Origin of the sequence: Streptomyces pyxinae (assembly GCF_024756275.1) — a bacterium.
In the GTDB taxonomy this organism is placed as follows: domain Bacteria; phylum Actinomycetota; class Actinomycetes; order Streptomycetales; family Streptomycetaceae; genus Streptomyces; species Streptomyces pyxinae.
Map to the genome: position 1 here is coordinate 72,749 of NZ_JANUGQ010000006.1, position 12,355 is coordinate 85,103.

Annotated in this window: 9 protein-coding genes; 6 read left to right on the plus strand and 3 right to left on the minus strand. The window is 74.4% G+C overall.

The window, feature by feature from the left end; all coding sequences use genetic code 11:
• Positions 1-186 precede the first annotated feature (186 nt).
• Positions 187-771, minus strand: coding sequence for a pentapeptide repeat-containing protein (locus NX801_RS09425; RefSeq protein WP_258786823.1), 585 nt, complete (start codon positions 769-771; stop codon positions 187-189).
• 61 nt (positions 772-832) lie between these two features.
• Between NX801_RS09425 and NX801_RS09430 the strand changes: the two genes are divergently transcribed.
• The 5 genes from NX801_RS09430 to NX801_RS09450 all read left to right on the plus strand — a co-directional run bounded on the left by NX801_RS09430 (position 833) and on the right by NX801_RS09450 (position 7,651).
• On the plus strand, positions 833-1,330 hold the full coding sequence (locus NX801_RS09430) for a peptidylprolyl isomerase (RefSeq protein WP_258786824.1): 498 nt from the start codon (positions 833-835) through the stop codon (positions 1,328-1,330).
• Positions 1,331-1,750: 420 nt separating this feature from the next.
• Positions 1,751-4,678, plus strand: coding sequence for an SARP-family global regulator AfsR (gene afsR / locus NX801_RS09435; protein ID WP_258786825.1), 2,928 nt, complete (start codon positions 1,751-1,753; stop codon positions 4,676-4,678).
• 209 nt (positions 4,679-4,887) lie between these two features.
• On the plus strand, positions 4,888-6,093 hold the full coding sequence (locus NX801_RS09440) for a hypothetical protein (protein ID WP_258786826.1): 1,206 nt from the start codon (positions 4,888-4,890) through the stop codon (positions 6,091-6,093).
• Between the two features lie 219 nt (positions 6,094-6,312).
• Complete coding sequence (locus NX801_RS09445) at positions 6,313-6,600, plus strand: hypothetical protein (protein WP_258786827.1); 288 nt, start codon at positions 6,313-6,315, stop codon at positions 6,598-6,600.
• 232 nt (positions 6,601-6,832) lie between these two features.
• Entirely contained in the window at positions 6,833-7,651 is an 819-nt protein-coding gene (locus tag NX801_RS09450; protein WP_258786829.1) for a chromosomal replication initiator protein DnaA, read from the plus strand.
• Positions 7,652-7,718: 67 nt separating this feature from the next.
• Here NX801_RS09450 and afsK read toward each other — a convergent pair whose 3' ends face one another.
• Entirely contained in the window at positions 7,719-10,199 is a 2,481-nt protein-coding gene (gene afsK, locus NX801_RS09455; RefSeq protein WP_258786830.1) for a protein serine/threonine kinase AfsK, read from the minus strand.
• 293 nt (positions 10,200-10,492) lie between these two features.
• Positions 10,493-11,386, minus strand: a complete 894-nt coding sequence (locus tag NX801_RS09460; RefSeq protein ID WP_258786831.1) for a VOC family protein — start codon at positions 11,384-11,386, stop codon at positions 10,493-10,495.
• A gap of 171 nt (positions 11,387-11,557) precedes the next feature.
• Here NX801_RS09460 and NX801_RS09465 point away from each other — a divergent pair, with 171 nt between their 5' ends.
• On the plus strand, positions 11,558-12,205 hold the full coding sequence (locus tag NX801_RS09465; RefSeq protein ID WP_258786832.1) for a TetR family transcriptional regulator: 648 nt from the start codon (positions 11,558-11,560) through the stop codon (positions 12,203-12,205).
• Positions 12,206-12,355 lie beyond the last annotated feature (150 nt).

The window sequence follows — 12,355 nt, forward strand, 5'->3', positions numbered from 1 at the left end:
GGGGACCACGCGGAAGGGCGGGCCGGCTGCCGCACCGAGGCCGCACCGGCCGCCGTGCCGGGCGACGCGCGGAAGGGCACACCGGCCGCCGTGTGCCGGGGGCCATCCGGAAGCGCGCACCGGACGACGTGTGCCGGGGGCCATGCGGAAGGCCGGGTCGGCGGGTGGGCCGGGGCCGCGTCCCGGTCAGCCCACGTCGAAGCCGAGGCCGGCGGCGAGGGCGGCGGCCTGGGCCAGGTCGATGCGGGCGCCGCGGGTGGCGGCCAGGGTGCGGGGGTCGAGGTCCGGGAGGGTGGAGCCGCGCAGGTCGGCGCCGGTCAGCGAGGCGCCGCGCAGCAGGGCGCCGGCGAGGTCGCAGCGGGTGAGCGCGGCGCCGTCCAGGCGGGCACCGGTGAGGTCGGCCTCGCGGAGCCGTACATCCTCGAAGACGGCCTTGCCGAGCCGGGCGCCCGGCCAGGAGGTGTAGGACCAGTCGCCGCCGGAGACGGTGAGCAGACCGTACGTACAGTCGTCGAAGCGGCTGCCGACGGCCTTGCACCCGGTGAACCGGGCGTCGAAGAAGGAGCAGCGGCGGAAGACGCAGTTGGTGTAGGCGGCGCCCTCGTGGCGGGAGGCGTTGAACCGCACCCCGGAGAAGACGCAGCTCTCGAAGACCGCGCCCTCGGCCAGGACCTCGGTCCAGTCGGTGTCGTAGAAGGTCCGCTCCTCGTGGCGGACCTCGCTGCCCAGCGTCCGTCCGTACCAGTCCTCGTCGCGTGTCACATCGCCCATACGAGCCATTGAACCGACCGCCACTGACAAGCGCCCGGCGGCGGAATGTCAGGATGGGGCCATGACGACCAAGGTCTACTTCGACATCACCATTGACGACCAGCCCGCGGGCCGGATCACCTTCAACCTCTTCGACGACGTGGTCCCGAAGACCGCGGAGAACTTCCGCGCCCTCGCCACCGGCGAGAAGGGCTTCGGCTACGCCGGCTCCTCCTTCCACCGGATCATCCCGAACTTCATGCTCCAGGGCGGTGACTTCACTCGCGGTGACGGCACCGGCGGCAAGAGCATCTACGGCGAGAAGTTCGCGGACGAGAACTTCCAGCTCAAGCACGACCGCCCGGGCCTGCTCTCGATGGCCAACGCCGGCCGCAACACCAACGGCTCGCAGTTCTTCGTCACCACGATCGTGACCGACTGGCTGGACGGCAAGCACGTCGTCTTCGGCGAGGTCGCGGACGAGGCGGGCATGGAGCTGGTCAAGCGCATCGAGGGCCTCGGCTCGCAGAGCGGCCGTCCGTCGGCCAAGGTCACCATCGCGGAGTCGGGCGTTCTCTGACCCGTGCCCTGTGGGGTTCGCGGGGTCCTGGGGGTCCGCGGGGTCTGAGCGGCCCCGACGGAACCGCCGGACCCCTCGGCCCCGTCGGGGGAATCGGGCGCGTCCGGCGGTACGGCGTTCCGCCGGGCCCGGAGCGGGTACACGCGGGTGCCGGGTACGGGTGACGGGTTGACCGCCCGCACCCGGCCCCCGGTGCCTGTCCCCGCACCCGGCCTCCGCGCGCCCGGCACCGCCTGTCGGGCGGCCAGCCGGGCAACCGGCGGTCGGCCGATCGGGCGACCGGCCGACCGGGCGATCCGGCCGGTCGGCGAAGGCCGGGCGGCCGTTGCTGACGGGGTCGGTGTCGGCAGGGCAGACTGTCGGGGGGCGAGACCAGCGGTACGGACCGGCGGGTACGGAAGGTACGGGGCAGGGGGAGCTATGGACCGCGAGGACGGGCCTCGGCAGGGCGCGGCGAACGGCCTGCGGTTCGCCGTGCTGGGCCCGGTGCGCGCCTGGCGCGGCGGGGAGGCCCTGTCGCCCGGGTCGCCGCAGCAGCGCGCGCTGCTCGCCGCCCTGCTGCTGCGCGACGGCCGCACCGCGACGGCCGCCCAGCTGATCGACGCCATCTGGGGCACCGAGCCGCCCCCCAGGGCGCTGGCGGCGGTCCGGACGTACGCCTCCCGGCTGCGCAAGGTGCTGCCGACCGGCACCCTGGTCAGCGAGTCGGGCGGGTACGCGCTGCGCAGCCGGCCGGACGCGCTGGACCTGCATGTGGCGCGGGAGCTGGCCGCCGAGGCGGACAAGGCCCGGGCGGCGGGCGAGCAGGGCCGGGCGCGGGAGCTGCTGGGCAACTCGCTGGAGCTCTGGGACGGCGAGCCGCTGGCCTCGGTGCCGGGCCCGTACGCGGAGACCGAGCGCGCCCGGCTCGTGGAGTGGCGGCTCACCCTCCTGGAGACCTGGCTCGACATGAACCTGGAGGCGGGCCGGCACGCCGAGGCCGTCTCCGAGCTGACCGCGCTGACCGCCGCCCACCCGCTGCGGGAGCGGCTGCGCGAGCTGCTGATGCTGGCGCTCTACCGCAGCGGCCGGCAGGCGGAGGCGCTGGCGGTGTACACGGACACCCGGCGGCTGCTGGCGGAGGAGCTGGGTGTCGATCCGCGCCCCGAGCTGGCCCGGCTCCAGCAGCGCATCCTGCGCGCCGACGAGGAGCTGGCCGCACCGCCGGAGGCCGCCGCCGCACCCGCGCCCGTGGTCGCCAGACCGGCACAACTCCCGGCGACCGTGCCGGACTTCACCGGCCGCGCACCCTTCGTACGGGAGCTGGGGCACCGGCTGGCCAGTGCCGAGGGCTCGGTGATGGCCGTCTCGGCGCTGGCCGGCATCGGCGGGGTCGGCAAGACGACCCTGGCCGTGCATGTGGCGCACGCGGCCCGGCCGCACTTCCCGGACGGCCAGCTCTATGTGGACCTTCAGGGCACGGCGGCGCGGGCGGCCGAGCCGGAGACGGTGCTCGGCGCCTTTCTGCGGGCGCTCGGCACCCCGGAGGGGGCGCTGCCCGACTCGCTGGAGGAGCGGTCGGCGCTCTACCGCTCCGCGCTCGCCGGCCGCCGGGTGCTGGTACTGCTGGACAACGCCCGGGACGCCGCCCAGGTCCGCCCGCTGCTGCCCGGCACCGAGGGGTGCGCGGCGCTGGTGACCAGCCGGATCCGGATGGTGGACCTGGCCGGCGCCCATCTGGTGGACCTGGACGTGATGTCGCCGGAGGAGGCGCTTCAGCTCTTCACCCGGATCGTGGGTGGCGAGCGGGTGCGGGCCGAGCGGGAGGCCGCGCTGGACGTGGTGGCCGCCTGCGGCTTCCTGCCGCTGGCGATCCGGATCGCCGCCTCCCGGCTGGCCGCCCGGCGCACCTGGACGGTCGCGGTGCTCGCCGCCAAACTGGCCGACGAGCGACGGCGGTTGGACGAGCTCCAGGCGGGCGACCTCGCGGTGAAGGCCACCTTCGAGCTGGGCTACGGGCAGTTGGAGCCCGCCCAGGCCCGGGCGTTCCGGCTGCTGGGCCTCGCGGACGGGCCGGACATCTCGCTGGCGGCCGCGGCGGCGGTGCTGGACCTGCCCGAGCAGGAGGCCGAGGACCTGCTGGAGTCGCTGGTCGACACCTCGCTGCTGGAGTCGGCCGCACCCGGCCGCTACCGCTTCCACGATCTCGTACGACTCTACGCGCGTGCCTGCGCGGAGCGTGACGAACAGCCGCCGGGCGAGCGGGAGTCGGTGCTCTCCCGGCTGCTCGACTTCTATCTGGCCACCACCGCCCGGGTGTACGCGATCGAGCGGCCCGGCGACCGGCTGGCCGACCATCTGGAGCCCGCCGCCCGCCCCGGGCTGGCCTTCGGCGACCGGCACGCGGCCCAGGACTGGCTGTACGCCGAGGCGAGTTGCCTGCTGGCCTGTGTGCGCCAGTCGGCCGGCGGCGCCACCCTGCGACGGGCGGTCGATCTGCTGTGGGCCGCCCTGGACCTGGCCGAGTCGGGCGCCAACTCCAAGGAGTACGAGACGGTCGCCGCCGCCCTGCGGGACGCCTCCCGGGGCCACGCCGATCCCCGCACCGAGGGCCGCGCCGCCATCTGCCTGGCCTATGTCCAGCACGTCACGGGCCGGTTCGACCTGGCCGACGCGGAGGCCGGGGAGGCGCTGCGGCTGGCCCGGGAGACCGGCGACCTGCTGGTCCGCTGCTGGGCGGCGAACACCAGCGGCGTGATAGCGCTGTACCAGCACCGGTACGAGGAGGGCGAGCGTCATCTCGCCCGCGCCATCCGGGACTTCCGCACCTGCGAGGACGGGGCGGGCGAGGCCAGCGCGCTCTGCAACCTGTCCCGGATCCATCTCGCCACCGGCCGCACCGACAGCGCCGTCACCCTCGCCCAGCAGGGCACCGAGATGTACGACACCATGGGCCACGCCCTCAAGGGCGCCAACGGCCGGTACGCGCTGGGCCTGGCGCTCACCCAGAGCGGGAGCCTCACCGCCGCCGCCGACCGGCTCGGGGAGGCGCTGGAGGTGTTCCGGGACAGCCGGCAGCGGCTCTGGGAGGGCATGACGCTCTTCCGGCTGGCCGAGGTGGACATCACCGCCCGCCGTCCCGCCCAGGCCGCCGCCCGCGCCGAGATGGCGCTCACCGTGCTGCACGGCATCGGCGGCGAGTGGCGGCGCGGCAATGTGCTCACCGTGCTGGGCCGGGCGCTAGCCAGTGTGGGACAGAGCGGCCGCGCCCAGGTCTGCTGGCAGGAGGCGCTGCGCATCTACGAGGAGCTGGACGCCCCCGAGGCGGCCGAAGTCCGGTCCCTGCTGCGGCCGATGGCCTGCGCCTGAGACGCGGGGGCCGCCCGGCGGGGGCCTGAGACGCGGGGGCCGCCCGGTGGGAGCCGCCCGGCAGGGGGGCCGCCCTGCCGGGGCCGACGCGGCTGTCAGCGCTGACAGCACTGTCAGTGGGGCGTGCCAGGATGTCCTTCACCGGGGAAACCGGGGGGCCGCGGGGGTTTTTCGATTGCAACCATGTAAGCGGTTCGTAAGTCTTTCCTGTGACCACCCTCTGTGGTCACCTTCCCAAGGAGACGGTCATCACCGCCATACGAAAGACCCTGACTGCCACCGCCGTCGTCGCCACCGTGCTCGCCGGCTCCGCCGCGTGCGGCACGGTGCAGAACCTGTCCGCGGGCCAGAAGCTGGACCGCGCCTTCGACCAGCTCGGCAAGGAGAAGTCGCTCTCCTTCGAACTGGACCTGGACACCGACGCGCAGACGCTTCAGGCGCTGGACTCCGACTCGGCGCCGGACGACAAGATGCCGCCGCAGGCCGCCGACTTCCTGATGGGCGCCAAGCTCGCCGTGTCCATCGAGTCCAAGAAGCCGCTGGGCGAGTCCGGTGAGGGTGACTACACCGGCATGAGCATGACGCTGACCAGCCCGGAAGGCACCCTGATCGACTACCGGCTGGTCGACGACATCATGTACGTCAAGGCCGATGTGAAGGCCCTCGGCAAGGTCGCCGGCGCGCCGCTGCCGAGCGCCGACGAACTGCCGCCGCAGGCCGCGGGGTTCAAGAAGCTGCTCCAGGGCGAGTGGGTGAAGCTCTCCCTGGACGAGGCGAAGAAGGCCCGCGAGGGGGCGCTGGGCGGCCCGAAGGGCTCCGGCAAGCCGTCGCCCGAGCCCTCGATGGACGCCAAGACCCAGCAGAAGCTGCTGGACAAGGTGGGCGCCGTCGTCTCCCGCGAGGTCGACTTCACCACGGCGAGCGCGAAGGACGGCACGGAGCAGATCAGCGCCGTCGCCCCCTTCCGCACCCTGGTGACCGAGCTGGTCGAGGCGATCCGGCCGATGGCCAAGGAGCTGCCGATGAGCGCTCCGCTGCCGACCGCCAAGGACCTGAAGGAGGCCCCGACCGGGAAGGTGACGGCCAACTTCCAGCTGAAGAACGGCGCGCTGGAAGAGATGTCCGTGGACCTCACCGAGCTGGCCAAGTCGGACAAGGAGATCCCGGCCAAGGCCAAGGCCAAGATCGACAAGCTGGGGTTCACCCTGCGCGTCGGCCGTGGCGCGGCGGCCAAGCCGATCGCCCCGACCGGTGCCACCGAGCTGAAGCCGGAGGAGGTCCTGTCGGGACTCTTCGGCGGGCTCGGCGGAGCGGATGACGCCGACTTCGAGGAGTCGGGCCTGGAGGACCCCGCCCTCGGGGACACCGCCTTCACCGACGTCTCCGTCGACGAGCCGGCCGTCGCCCAGGGGTGACACCCCGGCCAGGGCGTTCATCGTTCGTTTATCGCCCCCCGGCATGCTCTGTCTCAACGATCCGTCGCGTCGGGGGGCAGGCGGGTCGCCGGAGGGGCCATCGGCTCCGGATTCCACGGAACGGCCCCGCCTGAGGCCCGTCCGGCAGCGCTCGGGGGAGCAGCCGGGCGGGCCTTTACGCACCACCGGAACACGCACGACAACGGGAGGGAACCCATCATGAGCGAGGTCACCCAGGTCACTCTGGACCAGCCGGTCGCCGAGCCCGGGAACATCCACGCCACCGGCACGGAGACGGTCGCGGCGGCGGACGGGATCGAGATCAAGAACATCCACGCCACGGGCTCGCCGGCCGAGCGGCTGATCACCAGGAACGGCCCGGCCGCCACCGAGCCGATCGGTCACGACGAGGACCCCGTCCTGGACGGCGCCGCGCTGGGCACCTCCCTGGCGGACGGCATCGAGCCGCTGGGGAACATCCACGCCACGGCCGAGCCCGTGAAGTGATCCGTCCCGCTCCGTAGGGAAGCAGGCCGCGACGGCGCGAAGGGGAAGCCGTCGCGGCCTTCGCGCGTCCGGAGCCGGGTCCGGGCGGGGCGGCCCCGGGCGGGGTGCCCCCGGGAGTCGGGGCCAGAAGCAAGGCCGGCGTCCCTGTGGCGGTGGGGACCCGGCGGGCGTAGCGTCGGGACCGGGAGTCGGACCGGGCCCCAGGGCCGCGCCGGACCGGAGGAGACCGACGATGATCCGCAACGTCCTCGGCAGCGTCCTGGCTCTCATCGGAGCGGCGGCCGCCGTCTGGAGCCCCTTCCGTGCCTGGTACGACGGCCGTCACGGCCGGGACTACCGGGTCGCCGATCTGTTCGGGGGCATCGGCGCCGCCCGGGCGGACCTCGCCACCTCCCTGCTGCTGCCGTTCGCGTGCGCCGCGCTGCTGACGCTGATCGCCCTGCTGCTGCGGTCACGGCCGCTGGTCGCGCTGGCCGGTGTGGTGGTGCTGGGCTTCACCGTGCTGTGGATGGTCCGGCAGGGCCAGGCGGCCGGCGAACTGAGCCTGGACTCCGACGGCTCCGGGCTCGGCCTGGGAGTCGCCGCGGCGGCCGGGGGCGGGGTGCTTCTGCTGCTGGCCTCGGCGGTGATGAGCGGCCGCCCCCGCAGCCGGGCCCGCCGGGAACCGGCACCGGACGCGGCGGGAGCGCCGTACGGCGAACCGGGGCGGCAGCCGTACGAGGACACCGGGCAGCCGTACGGCCGGCGGGACGACCAGCCGTACCAGGAGCCGTACCGAGAGCCGCGGCAGGAGCGGTACGAGGAGCCGTACGAGCCCGCCCCGTACGGGCAGCAGCCCGGTGGGCCCCCGGACGGCCCGCCCACCCAGCCGCTCCCCCGCACCGGCGAAGGCCCGTACGAGAACCAGCGCGGCCCGTACGACGAGCGGCGGCAGCCAGCCACCGACGAGCAGGGCCGGCCGTACGACGAGCAGCGCGGCCCGTACGACGAGCGGCGGCGGCCGTACGGGGACGAGCCGGGGGCGCCCAGCGAGGGACCCCGCCGGGGCTGACCGGCACGGGTCACCGGACCCTGGGGCCACCGGACCCACAGCCGGGAGGCACGGATCGGGGCGCGGGCTAGCGGGGGGCCGGGCCGCGGCCGGTGGCGGTGCCCTTGGCGGCGTCCAAGGCGTAGACGCAGCGGTCCTTGCTGCACGCGTACACCACGCCCGCCCGGGCCACCAGCGAGCCGGTGATCTCGCCGCCGGTGGTGAGCTTCCAGCGGAGCTGGCCGCCGCCCGCGTCCAGGGTGTAGAGCACATGGTCGGCCGAGCCGAAGTGCACCCGGCCGTCGGCCACCACCGGGGCGCCGACGAGCGGGCCGCCGGCCGCGAACCGCCACTTGGGGGTGCCGGTCACCGCGTCCAGGGTGTAGAGCGCGCTGCCGCTGCCCACATGGACGTTGCCGTGCGCCACCAGCACCGGCTCGGCGGACTGGCGGGCCTCGGTGGCGATCCGCCAGCGGTCCTTGCCGGTCGCGGCGTCGAGCGCGTACACCGTGCCCAGGTAGTCCGCGAGATAGACCCCGCCGCCGGTGACGGCCGGGCCGGGGGCGAAGGCGGGCGGCGAGAGGAAGACCGCCGGGGCCTCGAAGTGCCAGCGCACCTGGCCGGAGCGCAGGTCCACCGAGAGCGCCCGGGTGCCGGCGACGACGTGGACACAGCCGTCCTCGGCCACGGTGAGGCGCACCGGTACGCCGCCGCAGGAGGCCGCGTCCCCGATCGGGTACGACCACCGCTCGGTGCCGCTGCGGGCGTCCAGGGCGCGCAGCCGGGCGTTCTGCCAGACGAAGACGGTGTCCCCGTGGACCGAGGGGCCGGCCTCCGCGGTCTCGAAGTCGGTCTGGGCGCCGGTGATCTCCCAGAGCTTGGCGCCGTTGGACGCCTCCCACGCCTGGACGCCGCCGCCCCGGGTGGCGGTGACCACGGTGCCCCGGTCGGCCTGGAGGGCGTACACCCAGGCGTCGGTGCTCAGCCGCCAGCGCTCGCTGCCGTCCTGGGCGTCGAGGGCGTAGAGCGAGGGGCCGTCGGAGGCGTGGATCCGGCCGCCGTCCACGGCCATGGACCAGGCCACGTCCCGGGTCTTGAAGCGGCGCCGGCCGCTGCCCGTGTCCAGGGCATGCACCTCGAAGGAGGTGACGTAGAGCAGCTCGCCCGCGACCACCGGGGTGCCCCACACGTCGTTGGACATCCGGAACCGCCAGGGCCGCCAGTGGCCCGGGTCGGCCGCCTCGGGCGCGGGCGCCGGCGGGGCGGTGAGCAGCGGCGGACCGGTGGGCGCGGGCTCGGCGACCCCGGTGGCGCCGGCCGGCGGGCGCACCCAGCCGGTGGTGGCCCCGGCACCCGGCAGGGCGGCGGCCCGGGTGGTGTCGGAGACCCGGGGCCCCGGGCCGATCGGCACGGCGGCGCCCGGCAGCCGTACCGGGGCCCCGTCGGGGGCGGGGCCGGAGCCTCCGCCGGGCCCTCCTCCGGGGCCGGTGAGCACCGGAGCGGCGCCCGGTCCGGCGGGGCGGGCGGGTGCCACCGGGCCACGGGCGGGCGCGGGGAGGGCCTGGCCGGTGCGCGGGTCGCCCCCGGGCGCGGCCGGCTCCCAGCCGGTCCCGGCGCCGGGGCCCGGCGGCGGCCCGGCCGGACGGGGCGGGGCGACCGGGGGCGGCGGGGTGGTACGGCCGCCGCCCCGGCGGTGCTCGATCATGGCGGTCGCCCGGGTGGGCAGCCAGGCCGACGCGGAACCGCTGTCGTCGCCGCCCGCGAAGAGGTGCGGGGCCAGCTGGGTCTGGAGGTCGGCCGGGGTGGAGCGGCGGGTCGCGTCCATCTGCATGCAGGACTCGATGAGCGGGCGCAGCTCGTCCGGCAGATCGGTGAGGTCGGGGCCCTCGCGCAGCAGCATGAAGACGGTCTCGACCGGGTTGGCACCGTGGAAGGGTGCGTGTCCGGTGCCGGCGAAGACCAGGGTGGAGCCGAGCGAGAAGACATCGCTGGCGCCGGTGACGCTGCGGGAGTCCCGGGCCTGCTCGGGGGACATGTAGGCCGGGGTGCCGACGGCCACGTTGGTCATGGTGAGCCGGGTGTTGGAGACGCCCGAGGCGATACCGAAGTCGATCACCCGGGGCCCGTCCTCGACGACCAGGACATTGGACGGCTTGAGGTCGCGGTGGACCAGGCCGGCGCCGTGGATCGACTGGAGCGCCTCCGCGATACCCGCCGCCAGCCAGCGGACCGCCTGGGCGGGCAGCGGGCCGCACTCGTTGACGATCTCCTCCAGGGAGGGCGCGGGGACATAGGCGGTGGCCAGCCAGGGCACGGCGGCCCGGGGGTCGGCGTCCACCACGGCTGCGGTGTAGAAGCCGGACACGGCCCGGGCCGCCTCCACCTCGCGGGTGAAGCGGACCCGGAACAGCTGGTCCTCGGCCAGCTCCGTCCGGACCGTCTTGATCGCGACGCGCCTCCCCGAGGCCGACCGCGCCAGGTACACCAGCCCCATGCCGCCGGCCCCGAGCCGGGCGAGCACTTCGAACGGGCCGATACGCCGCGGGTCGTGCTGCGTCAGCTGATCCACTTGCTAGCCACCTCCCCGTCGGGGCCGTGCGATCACGGCCCCGTGCCCCCTGATTCTTCCTGTCCGGGGCGGCGGTTGCGAACCCAGGGGGCGGATCGGGGTGTCTCGTCCCGAAACCGGACAGCCACGGACAGCCACGGACGGACGGCGGGACGGGCGGGCGCGATGGGCCGCCGGGCGGGATGGGCGGACACGGCGGGTGGCCGGGCACGGCGGCCGGGCGGACACGGTAGACGGGCGGGACAGGCCCGGGCAGCGCGGGGGCAGGCGGGGCGGGGGCAGGCAGTGTGGGGTCAGGCGGCGTGGGGTTCCGCCAGGACGGCGAAGACCGCGCCCTGGTCGTCGGCGATCACCGCGATCCTGCCGTACGGGGTGTCGAACGGCGGCTCGGTCACCCGGCCGCCCAGCCGCTCGGCCCCGGCGGCGGTGTCGTCGCAGTCCTCGACCGCGAAGTAGGTGAGGAAGTGGGCGGGCATCTCGGCCGGGAAGGCGTCGGTGATGACGCTGCGGCCACCGACGGCGGTCTCGTCGCTCGCCCGGGTCCCGGCCGGTGACCAGACCCGGAAGTCCACGGCCGGGTCGTCCTCCAGATCGCGCACCTGGAAGCCGAAGACGGCCTCGTAGAAGGAGTCGACGGCGTCCTTGGCCCGGGTGTAGACCTCGGTCCAGCAGAACGAACCGGGCACGCCCTGCTTCTCGAAGCCGCTCAGGGCGCCCGCCTGCCAGAGCCCGAAGACGGCACCGCCCGGGTCGGCGGCGACCGCCAGCACGCCCCGGTCGGCGAAGGCCACCGGATCGGTCACCATCCGCCCGCCGGCGTCCTTGATCCGCGCGGTGAGCGCGACCGCGTCCGGGGTGGCGAAGTAGACGCCCCAGGCGGTCGGCATCCGGCCGTCCCGCTTGGCGGCCAGGGCGGCGACCCGTCTGCCGTCGCTGTAGGCGTCCGCGTACCGGCCGTACGCCGCCCCGGCGGCGCCCCCGGTTTTCGCGCCGCTCGCGCCGCTCGTGCCGCCCGCGCCCGTTCCCGTCCCTTTCCCGGTTCCCGGCTCCACCGGCGTTTCCGTTCCGGGCCGCCGGTCACCGGGGAACGTCCAGCCGAACAGGCCCCCGTAGAAGCGCTTTCCGGCTTCGAGGTCGGGGAGCAGCACATCGGCCCAGCAGGGAGTGCCCTCGGTGAATGCGCTCATGGACGGATTCCTTCCCGGGGAGGGGCGGGGCGGCGGCGCCTCCATTCACGCTACTGGCGCGGGACGGGAGCCGCAGGGGGAGAATTCCGGTACGTACCCGTCCCGTACCGGGTCGCACCCATTTGCAGTCGGCCGAATCGCGGTCCGATCACCCCTCGGTAAGCTGACGACATGACAGGACAAGTACGCACCGTCGACGGCCGCGTGGCCGGTCGGCGTGGTCAGGCGACGCGGCAGAAGCTGCTCGACTGCCTCAGCGAGATGCTCAGCTCCTCGCCGTACCGGGACGTCAAAGTCATCGACGTGGCCCGGAAGGCGGGCACGTCCCCCGCGACCTTCTACCAGTACTTCCCGGACGTCGAGGGCGCCGTTCTGGAGATCGCGGAAGAAATGGCCCGGGAAGGCACCGGACTGACCGAACTGGTCGCCGGCCGGTCCTGGGCCGGCAAGGCCGGCTGGCAGTCGTCGGAGGAACTGGTCGACGGCTTCATGGACTTCTGGCGGAGAAACGACGCCATTCTCCGGGTGATCGATCTCGGGGCGGCCGAGGGCGACAAGCGGTTCTACAAACTCCGTATGAAGATCCTGGGTTCGGTCACCACCTCGCTCGCGGACTCCGTGCGGGAACTCCAGGCGAAGAACAGGCTCGACAAGGACATCAATCCGGCGGCAATGGCCGGCGCACTGGTCACGATGCTGGCGGCGGTCGCCTCGCACCAGAAGGGTTTTCAGACCTGGGGAGTCAAACAGGCCGAACTGCGCCCGAATCTGGCGCTGCTGGTCCATCTCGGCATCACCGGAAGGAAGCCGTCCCGGTAACGGGCGCCGGGCCCGCCCCGAAGGGCCTTTCCGGCGCCCTTTCCCTCATCTCTCCGGCCCCTCTCCCGACATATTCCCGGCACCTTTCGGCATGAACTGCCGGCCATGAACTGCCGGAATGGCCTTCCGGAACGACTTTTCCGGATGCCC